The following is a 19,078-nucleotide window of genomic DNA, read 5'->3' as shown; positions in this document are numbered from 1 at the left end:
ATATTCACGCGTAGGGAGTACGCGTAGTACAGCAGACCCGCGTAAAGGCGCATTTTTAATGCCAGCCCATCAATCCGTAGGTTGCTACCCTCGACGCTTCTTGGGCTTCGATGCTGGTGGACTGGCTGGCTCTGTACCTTGTCCTCCGTTTTTTCCAGTCACCGACTGTTCACTGGAACGCTCGCGCATGACCACATTTTGTACACGGTGAGGCAGGATACCGACCCGACGAGCCTCGATCTTGAAGGTCACCCGCGCATTGTCCTCACTGTCCTCCCACTCATCCTTGACCGTACGCCCCTCGACCAGCACGCGCATGCCTTTCTGATACAGCATGCTCCAATGCTCGGCTTCGCGGTGCCAGAGCTCAACCGGTGCCCAATAACCGCCCCGATCTTCATAGCTACCATCGCGCGGCACGGGATTATCGAAGTACACGTTCAGTCGCAGCAGACGCCGTGGCTCGTCATTGCCTGAGGCAAACTCCTGGAATTCTGGCGCACTGCCGATGTTGCCTTCGCCGACAAAAAAAGTACTCATCGTGATACCTCCACTGCTGTAGTGAACTGGCGCAGCCGCTCGTCGGCACTGGCCATTTTGATCGCGCAGGTGGTGGCCTGGCGCAGTATTGAATGCATCACGCTCATCTGCAGGTTCAGCACAATGCGGTCGCATTCGAATCGGTGCAAGCCCTCGCGTACCAGCTGCGGCAAGGCTCTGTTGCTGAGTTGCTGTTCCCAGACCACAACGCCCATTCGGGAGAAATCACGGGAGCGCCAGCGCAGGAAGGTGCTGCCAGCGCTGGTGTTCTGCAACACCAGGCGAAAATCCAGCAGCGAGTAAGGAAGGCGTTCTGCCTGCTGCGCCACGGTTTCCATCAAACGACATAGTTGCGCCTCGATTTCCCTCGCAACTTGCGCCAGGTGCTCCAACTCCCCCTTACCCTTAAATGGTTTTAAAAGGCCTTTTAGGGAGGCTGCGTGTTCGAGCTGTCGATAGGCATCTGATGTCAGCCCTGCGAAGGCTATCGGTTGAACAGGGTGCTTGAGATTCATGCGTCGCCCTCAGGCTCATCCACGGTCGTTGATGGTCCACTGGGCTCCTCAGCCAGAGTCTCAGCGTCATCCTTAGGCACAGCACCTCGGCGAATGATCGGTGGCGCAAACTGGGAGCGGCGATGACCCCCGAGGATGTCCATGGGGGGCAACCCCAGTTTGTCGATGGCCGCCAGGGCGCGAGCGTTGCTCGCTGCCATGTCATCGCGCGTAACACCGGCATGCCGGTAACGCTGCGCCAAGCCGAATAGGCTTCGCAGTAGATGGGCGCCGTCATCGATCCAGGTTTCCATGTCCGTGCGACCGATAAGAGCGGTGTGATGCGCCAATAGGGTATGGCGCACCAGCGTGTCGTAGTCGGTCAACAGGTACACCGCTAGGAAGCCCAACTGGCTGCCGATGTACAACGGCAAGGTTACGGGGTGGATGTTGAGGTTGTCGCCCATGTCGATTTGGGTCGGCAGGTCTTGTCTGATCCGATCAAGCTGTTGGGTCAGTTCCAGCATCCCAGCCTTGGCCTGCAGCAGTTTTTCTTCGAGTTGCACCATGGCCCAGTCGGCATACGGGTCGTCCTGTGCCGCGGTTTGCTTAATCAGGTTAGTGACGCTGATATAGCCGGCCATGCCCATAATCGAGTGAACACCTTCGCGTGCAGTCCGGCCTTGCCAGATGCGAGCGGCGTGATGGGTGTGCAGCGTTAACGTAATGCTGCTGCGCAATGAGCCCAGGTTGAGCTGGTAGTGATCGGCCACGGTGGAGTCCTCGCATAAGCTTGGCGAGCACCTTGTGACGGATGAGCCTTGAGGGCAGCGAAAAACTTGAATGCTGCCTGTTCGGTTTGAGCTTCTGGGAGATGATTCACCCGATGCCTACGGCGCTACAGGGATTGCGCTCTGGAACTCCCTGGATTTGATGCCAGTGGCATCAAATCTACTGACGTCCAGAACGTTTCCCACGCAGTTGGCGCAGTTCATCCAGGCAGGCTTGAGCAACGGCAGAGGCGGGTTCACCTTTTTTTCGAGTGGTCCGCGCTGGAGCAGATTGAGGATGCGCTGCAATGGGCGTCGTTTCTGCCTGGCCCGCCCACGGATGAAAGTCGCCTTTTAGCGCACGCTGAATCAGACCCATCAGATAAGCCGCAGGTTTGCGGATGCCGCCCGCAGCACAACGTGCCCCGGCTTCGTTGAGCACCGCCTGCCTCTCTGACAGCTTGAGTTTATTGAGCGCCACGGTGATGGCTTGACGCTCGTTCGGGCTCAGGGTCAGCGCAGTGGGCCAGAGCACGTTATCCACCGCCGGGCTCGCGTGCGGTACTGTACAAATACTTTCTTTTACTACTGTACAGGCGACGTTCGGATTCCGAACGTCGCCGGGAATATTGGCCTCTACACCTGGTTCGGAATCCGAACGAGGGGCTGCATGATTCCGAACGGGGTGATCGCCGCTTTGTTCGGCATCGTGCATCGAACCTTTTGTTTGCGAGTTAGAATTCTGATCTACCCACCGATCACCCCAGGTGTCGAGGCGGGTGGGGAGTTGGCTCAGGTCGATACTGGTATCAAGGCTGATTTCATCCAGAAGGTGCTGAGCGACGATACGCACCGCCTTGGTGGCATGATCAAGGCAATGTCCAACCAGCTCCAGATAGTCCTGATCCAGTTCCATGGCTTCGGCGAGTGTTAACGGTTCATCGTGCAGAACATACAAAGAGCCTTGCAGACGTCCACTAACTTGGTCACGCCCGCGACTCACCAAGCTGAGCCAACGAGTGAGCCTGAGCATTGTCAATACGCGAGCGATGGTTTCACGTGAGGCTGAGGTCCCATAGGGGATACTCGACAGATACGGTTGCAGATCCTCATAGCGCGGTGTGACCAGGCCCTGGCCTTGTAACATGAATCGAAAGATCTGCCAGGCATTGCGCTCCAACGGTGTCAAACGGTTATCCAGCAGCAAACGACGCGGTACGACTTCGTGTGATTGGCCACTGAACAGAAATCCAGCCTCCAGCGCTTGGTTGGAAGGTTTCTCGATGGTAGGGCGAGTGGGCCAACGTTCGCTCAATTGCTGCGCGCATTGCTGCAGGACGCGTTGCCAACGGCTGAGCGGGCGGGTGTTCATGTGTTCTTGCTGTAGTGCTCGATCTGCTGCCAGACGATGGTCAAGCTGATCTGTTGTTCCTCAGCCAACATCATCATGGCGTCGAGCTGATCTTCGGTAGGGTCTTGTGCTCGTAGCTGACACCAGCGTTGCCACAGTGCGTGCTCTTGCGCTTCGCTCAAATTCTGCGGTCGTCCCTTGCGGGTTTCTATCTTGAGCAGACGTCGACGCATTGCCGTTTCCGAATGGGCCAAGCCGAAGTTCTGATACATGATGGTGCTGCTGGCGCCGAGTTTCAGAGCTCGGTTGATCAAGCGCTCATTCTGTTCATCGCGATCGGCTTGCTCAATTAATCTGTGCAGCACCGGCGAGTCGATCTTGACCTCGACCCAAGGTACGGTCGCGTGCGCCAGACGCGCCAGGGTGGTCGGCGGTAGGGACTGCAACAAGTAGATGTCATCCTCACCCAGCCCTAACGCTTTGCAGCGCTGCAGATTACCCAACCGCAGCTCATGCAGGACCTGAGTCAACATGGCTTGATTGAGTACATTGAACGACAAGCTCATGGCAGCTTCTCCGGTGAGTCGTCTTCAACGGTAAGCGTTAATTCGATCAGGCGCCGGGCCAAGCGGATCAGGCGATACAGCTTGATCAGTAAATGGTCCGGCAGGCGTTCCAACCCCACATCCATGGTTGGTTGATCTGCCAGGGGCAACTGATACACCCCCAGCAACAGTTGCCCAAACAGGGCTGAGGGCAACAGTTTGCGGTCCTCCCAGTCCACCTCATCCTGAGCACGCAACAGGGCCAGAAGCAGTAGATGAACACCGGTCGCGCGCGGTGTCGTCAGATCAACCTGCTCCATGTCGAGGATGAAGCCCAAGCCGTCCTGCTGATTGATGATGATCTCGGGCCGCCCGGCATAGGCTGCCATCTCCCTCGCCAGCGCAGCGATGGCTGAACGCAGTTGCTCGGGAGTATCGAGCGCAGGGGCGATGCTCCAGATGTCGTGGCTCACACGAGTATCGACTTCTCTTACTGTTTCGGCGGGCGTTTCGCGATTGATCTGGTCACGAATCTGTTGAACTCGCGATGGAGGGTTTAGCTCTGGTGTGACGTTGGCCTCAGGCTGCGTGGAGGGTTTTGGCGCAGCGCCGGTCTTCGACTGGTGCTTATGGTCCGAGGGTTCAAGCTCGGAACGGAGAGGAGATTTTGTAACTCCATCTTCACCTGATGGAGGCATGTGCGTTGCTTGCGTGGTCACGGCAACGCTAGGTATCGGCAGAGGGCGTTGGGTGTCGCTCAGCTCCAAAGCCAGCATGCGGTAAGACTGCCCGAGCAATTGGCTCATTCGTTCGAGCAGTTCGTCCTGGATCTGCGCAAGGTCGAATGACTCGGGCTCGGCATCAAAAGAGGCCAGGGTGTCCAACCAGAGCTCGGTGAACTCACGGCTATTGGCCGGATAGCGATTCCAGGTTTTTTCTGCCTGGCTACGCAGACCTATTAGGCGTTCAATTTGCGATTTACCCAATCCGGCATACAGTGTTTGCGGGATAGCCGGCAGCAAATATTCCAAGGTATCGAGCATCCGGCTGATATGCGATTGCGAAATCGGATAGCCCCCGGAAGCAAGGCGTTTTGCCAGTTCGCGCTGCGAGAGTGCAGCCCCATCTAGCTCAAACATGGCCCTGAGTTTTGCGACAGCGATGGCACGTTCGATGAAAGTGAGTTGGCCGTGCAAGTCGCTTTCAGCCAGATGGCCGAGCAGGGCGGTAGCCTCATTGGTCCAAGGTCGAAACAGGCAGTGGATACGAAAGAAGCGTTCGTCATGGGTCTCTTGCCACAGCTGTCCGAGAATCGCCAGGCGGGTGTTGCCGCCGTTGCGGATGATGAAGGTCGGTTCACCCGGGCGGCGGGTGATCGGCGGTGGCTGATCCAACCCTCGTTCGCGGATTGAGGCCTTGATGTCGTCGTACATCGGATTACGAATGAATCGTGGGTTGAGGTCGTAGGGTCTTAGCTGTTCTAACGTCACCAGCATGGGGGTATCGGTGATCGGATCGGACGGTTGCTCCAAGTTCGGCCCTTGTGGGAAGTGGCCCTGCTGCAGCTTGTCGGTGATCTCCTCTTGGCTGGGCTTCTTCATTGGAAAAACCTCAGTTAACGCCGACCGCGCAAGTGGTCACCTATCTCGAATTCAACGACCTCGGCCGTACCCGATCCTTCGAAATGTTGTGAAAGTTCTGCGAGGAACCATCCCATAGCCGAGCGGCCACCCCGTAGACGAACGACCACGGTGCAGTACTCATCGCTAGGAGGTGGCTCTGATAGTTCGAGCGGTTGAACGATGAGATGGCTGTAATTCAGCATTACAGAACTCCTTGCCTAGTGCTTGAGATCAACGCTGATGCAACAGCGATGACGACGTGAGCGGGTTGTCATGAGCGCACCTGAGGACCACTCACTGAGCAGATTGCTTGGCGCCACTCAGGAAATAACTCTATGGCCAAGGCTTGTATGGTCTCCAAGGCCGACGCAGATCGACGGCCAATAGGGCGACGAGTTTCGACGCGGTGAACGGGTAGACGCAGGGAGGCAGCATTCAGATAGGCCACTCGATCGGGAACTACGGTCTGCAGGACCTGGATGGCTGAAGTCCCTATGAACGTTTCGCGCAGGCTGCGCATGATCATGCGAGTGTCCGATTTGATGTCGTTCACTTGATTCAGCAAAAGCCTCAGAGGAGGTGGAGCGATACCCAAGTCGCGAAAGGGCTCAAGTTCGTTGAGCAGTTTCAGAATTCCCCGGCGTAGTTCACGAGCAGCGAGCATTTCAGGAGTAATAGGGGAGAGGGCAAGGTCAGAGGCCAGTATGGCCATCTCCAACAGCACGCTCCGCGCGCCTTGGGTATCGATCAGAAGCAGGTCATAGCTGGGGCGGAAAGCATCGAGCAGGTTGCGCAGCCGGAGGCGTCCGTCAGGAGCATGCAATAGCAATGTGCATAGTCGACCCTCATCATCGTTGGAATGGATCAGGTCGAGTCCGGTAATCGCGGTCGTGGAGATGACCTGTGCGGGATCCGAAAGATTAAGTGCGAGCAGCTCAAACACTCCGGCGGCAGCTGTATGGCTCAATGCGTAGTAGCTGGAGAGTGTGGGCTGGCTATCCAAGTCCAGTAGGAGGACGCGCAAACCCGCATCTGCGAGTAGACCACCAAGATTGGCGGTTACCGTGGTCTTGCCTACCCCACCTTTCGTTGAAACCACCGATGCCACACGCATGACATCAATCCTGCTGTGTCAGGCGTTCGGTTACCCACCGTTCGATCTCTAGGGAGTCCCAACCGACCGCACGCATGCCGATGCGTTTAGCTTGGGGGAATTCTCCTTTCTTCATCAAATTGTAGATATGCGCACGTTTGAAGCCGGTCCTACGCTCGACCTCTTCGCGCCGCATGATATGACGCTCTATCAGCGATTGAGGTGTTCCAGTGACGAGTGAGTCTTGGCTGGACATTCTGGTCACTCCTGGCGCTGGTTGGCGCGTGATGGGAAGTAACCTGAATTCAACATCTGAAAGTGAACAATGTCATTGCAACGCAATCAAGAGGGTTGCAGTGCAATACTCCAAATTATGTTCGGGAAAGGCTACGCCTGCCGGCTGCAAATTTCTCGTCTAGCGAACGCTTACTCAACCCTGGCACGCCACTGTAATGTGCAGTTATAGAATCGACGATGGCTGCTTGGTTGTCGAATATCGAATGTCGTCTTCCTGCCTCGGATGAGCTCAGCATCGTGTTTACCAATGCTCCGATCACGTTAAGAAAGCTTGCTTTGCTTTGGTCGCTGAGGTGCTTTCCATTTTCAGCAAGTGCGCGTAGGTTCTCGCGTTCTATACCTGCGGACTGAAGTTCGCTCATTAGCGTCTGAAGTGTTGCTTCGGCTGCTTTTAATTGTACTTCTAGCGCTTCTCTATCTGCTTGCAAGGTCAGGTATGTCTCGTAGCGTATATTTTCCTGCTCAGTAGGGAGGCCAAATAAAAAAAACGGTCGCTGATCCGGATGGTGGTTGAACATCCACCATTTCAGGTCCGAATGCCTGATGGTCAGCAGTTTGTAATCAATTGGCGTGCCTGAGGGAACGGTCGTACCTAAAGCGCCATAACGTAGCTCATGATTTCGAATCGCGTCGAGAATTTTTTCAGTAGTAGCGTGTAGGCATGGCCACTGCGGGAAAGCTTTGGCGAGTAGAGCAGGGCACTCCCACGAGGACCCGAGGATCTGGGTTTCAAAAGCGATTAAGTCGCACCAGCGGATTGCAACGTCAATGGGTCTATAGAACAGCTTGGCAAGAGGATTGAATCCGTTCGATGTGTACATAGGGCAGCCTTTTAAAAAGGGCAGGCCCCGCTAGGTACAGTCTAAATGTTGGCGGTCATGGCCAAGGCTTCCGTGCGGTTGCTGTCCTAATATCGCAGTGAGTAACTAAGTCGTCATTGTCTCTTTCTTTGCAGTTCAAATAGTTAAACGTTGTAGAGGTATTGCCTCGACTAGGGCGCTTTTCTATCAGGGAATAATTCACGAAAAATGATGTAATTTGTAAATCGCGGATATTGATATGAACTATCGGCCTGGCATCGTTTCTGGTTTTTTTATGTGTCCAAGCAGCTGTGCAGTTGGGACGGTTTAGGAAGAAAATGATTAGTCCAGTGCATGTCGAAAAGTCTCGCTAATAAAACTGGTCATCTGTCAGAAGTGAGCATTTGTCTTCCGACGCTAGCATCTTAAGACTGACAGCTTATTTCCTAGTCGGACCAGCGTGGCACTCATCTTCTAGCCGGTGAGTGCCGCCATCTAGCACAAGTAGGAGCGTATTCGGAGCCCATTCTATCCGTTAATAGTCTAGAGTCGTAAATGACGCCAAGGTATGAAGCGATATATGCTGGTGGGAAGGACAGACTCAAGACTGAAAGAGCGCTTCCTTAGCCTTGCTATAAGCAAGTTTCGCAATAATTTTACCTTCACGGAAATGTAGAAGATCTAGCCCTCGCAACGATGTGGATACTCCATTCAGATGCATATCGCACCGCCACCGTATCATTATTTTGCTCGAATCAGCATCAACGAAAAGATCCTCTCCTACATACTCAATTTTTCCGAAAGAACCGTCAAAAAAAGGTGCCAAGGCCTGACGTATTTCCACCTTACCGATATGGCTCCCACCATAGATATCTTCGTAGACTGCGTCATCGCTAAAAAAAGCCATGACGACCTCGAGATTAACGGCATTATTTGCCTCAACAAACCTCTGGGTCGCTTGCGTCAGCGTTGCTCTTTCGGAAGATGTCGTGTTATCCAATTCAAATCACCTTTGCATTAAAAGTTATTTAACCGCCACTGCGACGGTCTATAATCATAAACACAGTATTTCTGCTGGGGATTGACATCAAACGCCAAATTTTTTGACTCGGCGCGACATTGATTTTTTGTGGTTGGTGCAGAGTTCGTTATATTTGCAGATGGAGAGGGTGAAATACCAAAAAAATTGCATATGAGCGTCGAGTGCAGTATGAGTAGTAAATTTCAGGGGGCGGAGTTGTCTGCCCCTTGAGTGGCACTTGGGAGATCTATTGAAGTGAAATTTTATTTATACTTGTCTTGAGTTGCTTGCTTGAGAGAGTTGATGCCGCCCGTGATAAATATCGTCATTCTTTCAACAATGTCATCTTCTGATTCTGCGTGAAGGTGTCCGTCAGTAAGCTCACCAATACGATCAACGCCTCTCAGCATATAAAGAATCATGGAAACCATAAATACTGCTCCCCAACTCACGGCAGCTGCGTCGTCTTCACCCTCACATTCCATAATTTCATGAATGAAGGCCTTTAATGTATGATCATATAGCTCTTTCCTCAAGGGTACGGCCACCTCTTCAGGTTCGCTAGCTAGCCGGGACTGCAAGCGTGCAAAATGCATCCATGCTTGTCCTCCTTCCCTGTGTTCAAATTGTGGTCTTAAGTAGGTTCGCACGATGTCATAGGTATTATAGCCTTCAGGACGGCATTTAAGTTCATCAAGGTAGTTCTGACGCTTCTTGTCTATATCGGACAATCCCCGTCGATATACTTCCATAAAAAGATTCTGTTTCGTTCCGTAGTAATAAGTAATTAGTGCTTGAGTAACGTTTGAGTTTTGCGCTATTTGCTTAAGGGTCGCTCCTAGGAACCCGTGCATAGCGAAAACCTTTTCAGCCTCATTTAAGATGAGCTCTTTATTAACGACCTCGCCGAGTTCAGAGAATCGGCGCCTACCGAGTTTAGGCCCAACTGCGGAATTTTGTGCTGATTTCGAGTCTGCCATAGGATTTTCCAGCTGGATTATAAAATAATCAGGGGATTATACATTGAAAATTTAGGGTTTTAAATACCCTCGGTTGACATGGTGAGATTTGGGGGGGGAGGATGTTTAACTAGGAAGTATGAGCATATTCTAATCTTGCATTTCACCAGAACGCTTGCGCTAATAGATTGTCGGGCTAATGTTGTTGCTGTTAGGGTGTAAGTCATTAGCTGGCAGGATGTGTAATTTAAGTGTGTCTCTCGGTGGGGGGGGGACTGCTCTAAAGTAAAGCATAGCCCGTACTGCTCGGGCGTGATTATATGTTTAGAAAGCTTGCCGATACTCTTGGCTATTAATTATTTATACTTCGCGGATATCGAGCTATCTATACTCGTTCAATTGTTCTGATATGTCTTTTGTTGGTTATTCGAACGTCGAAGCTTTTGTTGCGAGCATCACCTGTCAATGTACGGGGCTGGATATCTAGCTTGAAGGTGGGAGGGCTCTAAGACCTTTCGCGAGAGGTTCTCAGATTGAGGCAGTACCACGCGGGGACGCAGCACGCAGGTCCGGTTCGGGGAAGCGTAAGAGCTCTAGTGATGAGTCCAATTGAGCGCATAGCTGTAGCCGGGGGTATGGCGTGCGGTAGGGCGCGAGTCTCACCAGTTTCTCATTCGTCCCAGATAACAGCGGAATGAGCTGAGGCTCCGGGAATGGTGAGACGTCTGAAGGCCGGACTCGTGTGGGATATTGCTGTGTGGTCTAGTGACGTCATTCACCAGTCTCCTCTCGTCTCCCGAACGTCCCAGGACCGCGACGTGCATTGAGTTTTGAGGCTGAGGGATGTTGATTGTCAACATTCAGTGAGGCACCAGAAAACTGGTTCGATGCATTCGGGCTGGTTTGATGCGTCACGAGGTGCAATTAGCCGCTGGCATCATCTAGGATGTTGAATTTACTAAGGTATTGATAACACTGTGATCTGTGGCGCATTATCTCACAGGTGATGCGAGCGTTGCGAAATGACGCCCATGGAAGCGCTAGAGCGGAATTCACGACGTTAGCTGCTGAAGCAGAGAGCTCGCCAGCTTGGGGGAGGATTTTGGCCCCTCGCGTAGGTCGGCCTGGCACCAATATTCTCGTCTGAGAAAAAATACTCAATGGACTTAATCGTATAAACGTCAGTCACGATACATCTAAAAATAACAAGAATTCGGAGCAGCCAAATGAGTGGAAGAGACACAACCCAGATCGCGGAGACAGTACTCAGTCCTTTTCAAGAGCTCATTGAGCCTTATCTTGAACGGGTCGGTCTCGAAAAATCAATATTGGCAGATCCGGATATGGAAATACCGGATCGAAAATTCGTCGAATTATTAGAGCTGATTTCCAAAGAGCAAGATGATTTTATTGGCATACATATGGCAATGAAGCTTCGGTCACGTAACTGGGGGATATTTGGCCACGCGGTTCGCAATGCTCCAGATGTAGCGACTTTTCTGAACGTTATGGCTGGTTTTGTCAATGTTTTCTCCCAAGCTGTAGAAGAAAGGTTCGTCGAGACAAGTGACGCTATTGGGCTTAGCTATCGTTTGATCGACTCTTCTATAGGGTATCGTCGGCAAGATTCTGAGTTTTCTATAACGGCAATTATTATAATGCTTCGTGAAGCAACAGGCATGGAAATAAAAGCGAAACAGGTCCGATTTGAACACTCCGGATCTGCTGGGGCGAAACTATATAAAGAGGTTTTTGGTGTAGCTCCCAAATTCCAACAATCTATAAATTCGATCATGTTTAGCCGTTCGGTGTTGGCCATTCCAATCGTTGATGCCGATCCCAGATTGTATCGCCTTTCTATGCAATATTTAAAGGAAAGGCTATTGGAGCGCCGGGTGGAACGCAGCGTAATTGTCAGGGTATCACATATCGTCGGGCGCAAGCTGGCTGACGGGGTGCCGACATTGGCAGAGGTGGCGGACGCTATGCATATGAGTGAGAGAACGCTACAGCGCCGCTGCAGAGAGGAGGGTGTCGATTTCCTGCACCTTGTTGACGATATACGGAGAAACACGGCTATTGATCATCTTAAGAATAGCGAAAAAAACCTTACAGATATAGCTTCTGAGCTTGGTTACTCTCAACTAAGCGCATTCAGTCGGGCGTTCCGTCGCTGGACTGGATTAACGCCGATGGAGTACCGAAATACTTATAATAAACGCATGCTTTGATATCTAATGGCATTTTTAATTTGATACTTGTCCTGTTGTAGGCTGTTATAGATTGAAAGATTTCCTTTGTTTTACGGTGTTGGTCTTGGAAGTTGCTTTTTGGATAAAAAATATCTACTTATGCCCGCTTAAGCGCGTAATAAATCGGCGCGCTTGGCAAGGTCGCTTTTATCAAGAAAAATAAGCTACCGTATCGACCAGCGAGCGAGTGTCATCGATCCGTCTATTATGTAACCACGGAAGTCGTATCTATCCGTTCAGACTTGGCGGGTAAGTCAGGCTTTCATTCGCTCAAACAAAACCACTCCAGTTTCTGCCGCGCTTATGGCTCTCCAAAGAATTGCGACGTCCACTGTTACATCTAGCGAACGCACCTTGATCGCTTTAATACGGTAAATTAGCGTTTGCTTGTATACAGGTGTTTAGGACCATTTTGCCAAAAAAACGGTTTTGTCAAGAAAAACTCTCAGCATATTCTGCAACAGGCCTCCGTGTAATGCATCTTGTTCAATTAATGCACCTAGAGATGCGCCAATCAACTTGGCACATTTTATCGGCAAGTTGAAGAATCACCCAGCAAACCACGTTATTCGCTGAAAAACGCACCATGATTAGTACAGGGAAGAAGTTTGCGCCCGCCCTTTGGCGCCAGGAGCCTCACTCACCCATGCCCGTGAGCTGTTTTCGAGCCATCCACAGATTTGACTGGGCGAACAGCGTGGACAGCTGCGCTGTGTCGTTCATCAGCCCACGACAGCGCGCGTTCACGTAGCCGAAATGACGCTTGATCACCCGAGCGGATGCTCGACTGCGGCCCTTGTCTGAGCTTTTCAGTGCTCGAGCTTGCGCTTGGCCTTGTAGAGCACGCTGCGTTTATTTAGCATGAAATACGTGCTGTGCTGTGCATCGGCCATTATTGTCCGCCGCGCCATGAAACGTGATTAGTCAGTCTCGACTCGGGATCGGTGCCGATATGAGCCTTCAGCCCCAAGAAATGCTGGTTACTTTTCTTGGTCTGATGCATTTCGGGATCGCGCTGTCCATCTTCGTTCTCGGTCAAACTGCGGTATGAATAACGGTGGCATCGACGATCGTGCCCTCACGCGGCGACAGACCTCTCTCCTGCAAGTAGCCATTGATGACCGCAAATCGATCTAGAGCACGTCCTGATCCATCTCGGCAAGGAAGCGTTCCCGGGGGCTGCTTACGCTTGCCGGCGTATTCAAAGCCGAAAAAGCCCATCTGGCTGATAGGTAGCTCGAATCAAGGATCGACAAAGTTCAGTGCGTCTACTGAATTGTTCAGAGAATTCCTAAATCTCACCAATCACCCCACGATGGCCAATCTTGCCATCTCATTCAGCGTAACGGTACGAGGAGGGGTAGGGCATGAGAAATCGTCAACAAATGATCGATTCCATGGCGCTGCGATGATGGCTCGACATCAAACTCTGTGTGATATCGCTTTGATATCGTAACGCCTGGTCACTCATGCTGAAGCTATGGATATTGCGACTGCTTTTGTTAAGTTTGTCTTAAGTCTCTCAGTAAAATGTGTTATTGGAAGAGTGAGCGCCGCTTGAGGCTTCCGCGATATGGGGCTCCCAACTCAGCTGGAGGCCGTCCTGGCTGCAGTGGGCGTCAGCTTGAAACATGGAGGTCGCGATTATTCGATATTTCTACTGATGACTCGCCTCTGCCGGGTCGCAAGTCCAGGCGACCAATAAGTATTAGCTCAAACCTCTCGGCGACTCTGTTGGCAACCATGACTGGTAGACTCATAGAGTCTGCCCCCTAATTGTCGATATCCCTTAACGTCTTGCCACCGGATACCAGTTAAAATTATGTGTTGATCGATATCCTATCTCGGAGATTGACCGCACGTGGCGGCGGGCCGTGGATTCCGCCATTACTTTGCAAGCTCGTGCGTCAACAGTAGAGGTTGCGGTTTGGATGTCGACCAGGCCTTATTGGCCGCTGAGGTAAGATCACAAACCCATCCGCTTGGCTTGTTGCTGGCTCTGGTGCATTTCAGGCATACACATACAATAGGGCTGGCTGCTCCTGATCGGATATTCCGGATTTGGAATCCCCTCCCACGCGGTCGATGCGAGGGCAGCCATCGATCCAGGCTCTGGGGAAAACCTGACTAACAACGGAAGTGCGCGCTTCTATGCAAAAGCCGTCAACGGTCAAACCGCTCCTTCATCAACTCTGCAAAAGCAAAACGATTCACTTGTACGATCGTATGAGCGTCTAACGTGTTTTCCTAATTGAGTCTAATTGTCGCCCTGCTCAAGCTCATCGAAACTGGCCCAAATTCCACTGACCAGGGCTCAGAATGAAGCTAAATATTACCCCGCCCTTGAAACCAAGCCACTGGATGGCAGCGACTGCCTTGACCGACGGCGCAACGCTGCCTCTTAAGGGCGAGCATGCCGTTGACGTTGCCATAATTGGTGGCGGGTTTGTTGGGCTCTGGACTGCGATAACGATCAAGGAACATGAGCCGGACGCCCGCGTGATGCTACTTGAACAGCACGTCTGCGGGGGGGGCGCCTCAGGTCGCAACGGTGGTTTTGTCATGTCTTGGTGGCCGAAGATTGGCACCCTGCGCGGCTTCTGTAATGACGAGCAAGCCCTCTTCCTGGGGCGTAGTGCCGAGCAAGCAATCACGGAACTGGGCGAATTTTGTGAGCGATATGGTATTGATGCCCATTTCCAGCAGAGCGGCTGGCTATGGACCGCAACGACCCAACAACACGTCGACACATGGAACGGCACCCTTGCCGCCTGCGAGCGCCTCGGCGTACGTCCATTCGAGCGTCTGGATCCCCGCGAGGTGGCGCGACGCACCGGTTCGGCGGTACACCTAGCAGGTGTATTCGAGCGTAGTAATGCCACCGTGCAGCCCGCGTTACTGGTTGAGGGTATGCGGCAGGTTGCGTTGGCCAATGGCGTCGAGATTCATGAAGGGACGGGGGTGACCGACATCGAGCCGGGTCAACCAGCCTTGGTAAAAACCGCTCATGCCGCTATTCGTGCCCGTTCGGTCGTGCTTGCGGTCAATGCTTGGGCAGCAACAATACCAGCTCTGGCGAAAGTGATCGTGCCGGTCAACAGCTCTATCGTGACCACCGAGGCTATCCCACAACACCTCAAGCAAATCGGCTGGACCGGAGGCGAAGCCGTAACCGACTCGCAATTGATGGTGGATTATTACCGCACCACGCGCGACGGCCGCATCGTCTTTGGTAAAGGCACAGGCGCCTTGAGCTTCGGTTCGAAAATCGGCGATGTGTTCAGCGAGGATATGCAGAGTTTGGCACTCGTCGAAGCGGACCTACGCCGTACCTATCCCATGCTCGACGATGCATGCATCGCCGCGCAGTGGTCTGGCCCGATTGACCGAACCTACGACAGCCTGCCGGTGTTCGGTCGGCTCAATAGCCAAGAGAACATACATTATGGCATCGGCTGGAGCGGCAACGGGGTCGGCCCGAGTCGAGTGGGCGGACGCATTCTCGCCAGTTTGACCCTGGGGCGCACGGATTTCTGGAGCTCCTGCTCGCTGGTGGAGCGTAGCTGCCGCACGTTCCCGCCTGAGCCGATTCGTTATTGGGGCGGCTCTCTTGTGCGCAACGCCGTAATGCGCAAAGAACGCTCGGAACTAGCCGGTAACACTCCAGCCGCCCTCGATCTTTTCCTGGCTCGCTTTGCACCGGCTGGACTCGAAGACAAAGCCTGAGGAAGTAAACCATGTCGATTGTTCGTATCCCTGCCAGTGCGCCGCTGACCTTCGGCGAAGCTATTACTCTCGGCAGTTCGGAGCAGGAGCTCGTAGCACAAGCACGCATCGCTGCGCACCTGGAGCTGCCGGACGCCCGTGGTTCTGTTGGTGTCTGGGAATGCAGCCCTGGCAGCTTCCGACGTCAAGTGGTCCAGGCCGAGTACAGCTACATCGTCAGCGGCGCTGGCTGTTTTACGCCAGACACTGGTGAGTCTGTCAATTTCAGCGCAGGTGACGCGCTGTACTTTCCTGCCAACAGCCAAGGCACTTGGGTCATTCGCCAGAACCTTCGCAAGACATACCTGATTCTTGAGTGAGTCATTTGTCTGCCACTCCTCCCACATAACAAGACGAGGTAACAAGAAGTGGGTACACAACAACACATTGAAGAATCCTCGGGGTTGAAAGCTCATGCCCTTGGCCGGATGGAAACCATTGGCATCATCATCGGCACCAACATTGGTGCAGGCGTACTCAGCATGGCCTTCGCTGCGCGCAAAGTCGGCTATGCGCCCCTGCTGGTGTGTCTGGCGATTACGTGCCTGTTCTGCATCATTACCATGCTTTATGTCGCCGAAGCGTGCCTTCGCACCTGTGAGAACAAGCAGCTAAGTGGCCTGTCACGTAAGTATCTCGGAGCTTTCGGCGGCTGGCTGATTTTCATCGCCGTTGCCGCCAATAGCTATGGCGCTCTTGTTGCATACATGACTGGCAGCGGCAACATTCTTACCGACTTCTTCAGTCGGTTCGGTTTGAGCCGGCAAATGGGCAGCTTGCTGTTCTTCATACCTTCGGCGTTGGTGCTGTATCTGGGACTGAAGGCCTTGGGCGTTGCGGAAAAGTTGATCAGCGTCGGTATGGTGATGATTGTCTGCTTGCTGATAGGCGCAACCGTGGTCCATGACGACACTCGTTTCATGCATCTATGGCAAAGCCAGTGGCAATACGTGGTGCCGGTTTTCAACTTAGCTGTATTTGTTTTCGGCGCGCAATTCCTGGTGCCAGAACTAGTGCGCGGTAACCTGGATTCACCCAAGCGTGTCCCACGCCTGATCATCGGCGGTATGCTGCTGACTTTCGTTGTGGTGGCCGCCATTCCTGCTTCAGTGATCGCGCTAGTAGGCACTGAAAACCTCAGTGAAGTGGCTACGCTCAGTTGGGGGCGGTCGCTGGGTCAGTGGGCCTACTATGTTGCCAACACTTTTGCCTTGCTTGCGATGTTGACCTCCTACTGGGGGCTTGGTGGATGCCTGTTCACCAACATTTTCGACCACTTCCGGCTCGGTGACGAAAGCCATCGTGGCAAGCGACTCATGGTATTGGCTGTGGTGGCAATCCCGCCGTTCATCCTGGCATACTCGGGTATCAGCGGCTTTGTCAACGCGCTGTATTTTGCTGGAACCTTCGGCGGCGTACTCATGGGTATTATTCCAATCCTTTTGCTTAATGCCGCACGCAAACGTGGCGATAAGGAACCGGCGTTCAAGTGTGGCTGGTATGCTCATCCACTCATGCAAGCCGGTATTATCCTGGTCTTCGCCTCGAGTGGCGTCTACGCCGTGCTATCAGCCATAGGAATGCTGCCTGCCAGTTGGTAATGACTCGAGGCAAGGCGGGATGAGCCTGAAACCTCGAGTCATCCAATGGAGCAGCCCGCACATGTCTCATCACGTCCGTGACTTGATTGCCCACACCGAGCTCCGCTCACGCCTCTTGAGCGGTGCTGAAGGCCTTGACCGCGAAGTGCGCTGGGCACATGTCTGCGAATTGCCCGACCCCACCGAATGGCTGGGAGAGGGCGATGTGTTGATGACCACGGGGCTCGGCATTCCTGCTGACCCCCTGCAGCAACGCGAGTACGTGCAACGCCTGGCTGAAGCGGGCTTGGCCGGGATGATGATCGGTGAACATATGCAGGCGCCGGCCAACCTCCATGCCCTCTGCGAGCGGGCCGAGCAGATGAATTTCCCGGTAATCCTCACAGAATATGGCGTGCCTTTCGCTGCGGTGACCCGGGCGATCATCGATGCGAACCAGAAGGAAGAGTACCAACGCCGCAATGCGCTGGTGCGGGTATATGAGAGTGCCCGGCTGAGCATGTCTGGCCTGAGCCTGGCGGGGTTGGTCCTACGCCTTGAGGCTGATATCCACTGTCGTCTTCATGTGCTTTTGCTCGAAACATTAGAACCTTGGGCGGACGACCTTGCCCCGCTATCCGAGTCAGTCCGTTTGGCACTCCTAGGCAGCCGCCGCAAACAGGTAGAGCAGCAGCCCATGCTGCGCCGCCTTACTTTGGCGGATGGCGAAGCGCTTAGTATCGAACTGCATACCGAACAGAACTGCTTGTTGGTGGTGACCGGCGAGCGACTGCCTGACTATAGCCTGCTGCACCATCTCACCGCTGTGCTTGGGTTGGAAATTCAGCGACGTCAGGCCGAGCGTGAACGCCGTTTGCGCCTCGGCTCGGAATTACTGGACGACCTGCTGCAACAACGCTTGAGCCTTGATCAGGCAATCCAGCGCCTGGACGGTCAACTGTCTGGCCTAGCCCTTGAGCGTGCGGTCATCACCGTGGCGCGAGGACATGGACTACGGAGAAAAACGGAACTGCTGCTCAGGATACTGGACAACAGCGTACTGGCGCGCATTCAGGGTGATGAACTCATCCTAATGCACGCCGACGGCCTACAGCCGTTGCTCGGTGAAAAACTTGACATCAACCTAGGCTCAAGCGCGCCATTGCAGACATTGACACGCAGTGCGGAAGCGCTACGCGAAGCACTGTTAGCCAGCGCTCACACCCATGCACAACGGCGCATCTGCCGTTATGCAGAGCTGGAAACCGACACGCCTTGGTTGCCCAGAACACCGGACGAAGCAAAGCGCGCCTTCCACACGGTGCTGGGTGCAATTCATGATTATGACCAAGCCCAACGTACAACCTTGTTGCAGACGTTGCAGGTATTTCTCGAAGAGAACCGCTCGTGGCTGCATGCGGCGAAACGTCTACATGTGCACAAGCAAACTCTGGTTTATCGCGTTCGCCGCATCGAAGAGATCAGTGGACGCTCTATGGACAGCACCGCTGATGTGGCAGCGCTGTGGCTCGCACTCCAAAGTCGCTGGGTAGTGTCCAAATCGCCCCTAACCTGTTAGATAAATATGAACCTCTGCTTTTGCCGGATTCAACTAGTGCTGACAGGGTGCAGTAGTACGTTCCCAGCGATCAACCGATGACCGTCTAGGGCCTCTGTCCGGTGGCACGACTGGCAGAGGTCAGCCAGAATTCGCATCTCATGTCGGCAGCAGTCGGGACGCCGCAGACCGCATCATTCTTTCACCGCACCAAATCAAAAGAAATACTCCGATCAGCTCGCCGAAAATCGTCGACGATTTGAACATCCCTCCCCACAGACTCTAATGAGCTACCGGACAATTGTTTAATATAGACTTGATAGTTAGCACGCCTTTTCTGCATACGGTGAATTGGAAAGCGTTCGGAATAAATTTCACAACCGGCCAATGTGTTGGTGGGTAATAAATATTAAACATGTAGGTTGACTCGG

At 53.3% G+C, this 19,078-nt stretch carries 16 protein-coding genes and 1 pseudogene; 5 read left to right on the top strand and 12 right to left on the bottom strand.

All coding sequences use genetic code 11. From position 1 onward, the window contains the following. Window positions 1-84 precede the first annotated feature (84 nt). From AC1Q8Q_RS05610 to AC1Q8Q_RS05560, 11 genes are all read right to left on the bottom strand, one after another. Complete coding sequence (locus AC1Q8Q_RS05610) at window positions 85-540, bottom strand: single-stranded DNA-binding protein (protein WP_095963970.1); 456 nt, start codon at window positions 538-540, stop codon at window positions 85-87. Further along, window positions 537-1,055, bottom strand: coding sequence for a DUF3158 family protein (locus AC1Q8Q_RS05605; protein WP_095963971.1), 519 nt, complete (start codon window positions 1,053-1,055; stop codon window positions 537-539). Before AC1Q8Q_RS05605 ends, AC1Q8Q_RS05610 begins: the two co-directional genes overlap by 4 nt. Continuing rightward, the gene (locus AC1Q8Q_RS05600; RefSeq protein WP_099313157.1) at window positions 1,052-1,807 is read right to left on the bottom strand and encodes a PFL_4669 family integrating conjugative element protein; all 756 of its coding nucleotides are present in this window, start codon (window positions 1,805-1,807) and stop codon (window positions 1,052-1,054) included. The genes AC1Q8Q_RS05605 and AC1Q8Q_RS05600 overlap by 4 nt, the downstream gene beginning before the upstream one ends. 178 nt (window positions 1,808-1,985) lie before the next feature. Further along, window positions 1,986-3,176 carry an STY4528 family pathogenicity island replication protein gene (locus AC1Q8Q_RS05595; protein WP_095963973.1) on the bottom strand — a complete coding sequence of 397 codons (1,191 nt, stop codon included), beginning with the start codon at window positions 3,174-3,176 and terminating at the stop codon, window positions 1,986-1,988. Further along, on the bottom strand, window positions 3,173-3,721 hold the full coding sequence (locus tag AC1Q8Q_RS05590; RefSeq protein ID WP_095963974.1) for a DUF2857 domain-containing protein: 549 nt from the start codon (window positions 3,719-3,721) through the stop codon (window positions 3,173-3,175). The genes AC1Q8Q_RS05595 and AC1Q8Q_RS05590 overlap by 4 nt, the downstream gene beginning before the upstream one ends. Then, complete coding sequence (locus AC1Q8Q_RS05585) at window positions 3,718-5,301, bottom strand: ParB family protein (RefSeq protein WP_099313159.1); 1,584 nt, start codon at window positions 5,299-5,301, stop codon at window positions 3,718-3,720. The genes AC1Q8Q_RS05590 and AC1Q8Q_RS05585 overlap by 4 nt, the downstream gene beginning before the upstream one ends. 292 nt (window positions 5,302-5,593) lie before the next feature. Next, window positions 5,594-6,436, bottom strand: coding sequence for a ParA family protein (locus AC1Q8Q_RS05580; RefSeq protein ID WP_135846683.1), 843 nt, complete (start codon window positions 6,434-6,436; stop codon window positions 5,594-5,596). 4 nt (window positions 6,437-6,440) lie between these two features. Next, window positions 6,441-6,671, bottom strand: coding sequence for an AlpA family phage regulatory protein (locus tag AC1Q8Q_RS05575; RefSeq protein ID WP_046816044.1), 231 nt, complete (start codon window positions 6,669-6,671; stop codon window positions 6,441-6,443). A 115-nt stretch (window positions 6,672-6,786) separates the two neighbouring features. Continuing rightward, window positions 6,787-7,533: a hypothetical protein gene (locus AC1Q8Q_RS05570; RefSeq protein ID WP_046816045.1), complete on the bottom strand. Its 747-nt coding sequence runs from the start codon at window positions 7,531-7,533 to the stop codon at window positions 6,787-6,789. A gap of 580 nt (window positions 7,534-8,113) precedes the next feature. Next, window positions 8,114-8,512 carry a nuclear transport factor 2 family protein gene (locus AC1Q8Q_RS05565; RefSeq protein WP_024087625.1) on the bottom strand — a complete coding sequence of 133 codons (399 nt, stop codon included), beginning with the start codon at window positions 8,510-8,512 and terminating at the stop codon, window positions 8,114-8,116. 284 nt (window positions 8,513-8,796) lie between these two features. Continuing rightward, window positions 8,797-9,513, bottom strand: a complete 717-nt coding sequence (locus AC1Q8Q_RS05560) for a TetR/AcrR family transcriptional regulator (protein WP_052760629.1) — start codon at window positions 9,511-9,513, stop codon at window positions 8,797-8,799. Window positions 9,514-10,718: 1,205 nt separating this feature from the next. Between AC1Q8Q_RS05560 and AC1Q8Q_RS05555 the strand changes: the two genes are divergently transcribed. Continuing rightward, the gene (locus AC1Q8Q_RS05555) at window positions 10,719-11,723 is read left to right on the top strand and encodes an AraC family transcriptional regulator (protein WP_024087623.1); all 1,005 of its coding nucleotides are present in this window, start codon (window positions 10,719-10,721) and stop codon (window positions 11,721-11,723) included. A gap of 657 nt (window positions 11,724-12,380) precedes the next feature. Here AC1Q8Q_RS05555 and AC1Q8Q_RS05550 read toward each other — a convergent pair. Continuing rightward, window positions 12,381-12,869, bottom strand: a pseudogene (locus tag AC1Q8Q_RS05550) (transposase); the annotation flags it as partial. A gap of 1,194 nt (window positions 12,870-14,063) precedes the next feature. Here AC1Q8Q_RS05550 and AC1Q8Q_RS05545 point away from each other — a divergent pair. From AC1Q8Q_RS05545 to AC1Q8Q_RS05530, 4 genes are all read left to right on the top strand, one after another. Further along, on the top strand, window positions 14,064-15,470 hold the full coding sequence (locus AC1Q8Q_RS05545; RefSeq protein ID WP_046816047.1) for an NAD(P)/FAD-dependent oxidoreductase: 1,407 nt from the start codon (window positions 14,064-14,066) through the stop codon (window positions 15,468-15,470). Window positions 15,471-15,481: 11 nt separating this feature from the next. After that, window positions 15,482-15,829: a cupin domain-containing protein gene (locus AC1Q8Q_RS05540; protein WP_046816048.1), complete on the top strand. Its 348-nt coding sequence runs from the start codon at window positions 15,482-15,484 to the stop codon at window positions 15,827-15,829. A gap of 108 nt (window positions 15,830-15,937) precedes the next feature. Then, entirely contained in the window at window positions 15,938-17,110 is a 1,173-nt protein-coding gene (locus AC1Q8Q_RS05535; RefSeq protein WP_371914707.1) for an aromatic amino acid transport family protein, read from the top strand. A 61-nt stretch (window positions 17,111-17,171) separates the two neighbouring features. Further along, window positions 17,172-18,668, top strand: coding sequence for a PucR family transcriptional regulator (locus tag AC1Q8Q_RS05530; protein WP_047934606.1), 1,497 nt, complete (start codon window positions 17,172-17,174; stop codon window positions 18,666-18,668). Window positions 18,669-19,078: the final 410 nt, after the last annotated feature.

It is taken from the genome of Pseudomonas sp. GW823-FHT06B06, from assembly GCF_058795195.1.
The sequence above is the reverse complement of the archived record's forward strand: the minus strand, read 5'-3'. Positions and strand labels throughout refer to the sequence as shown.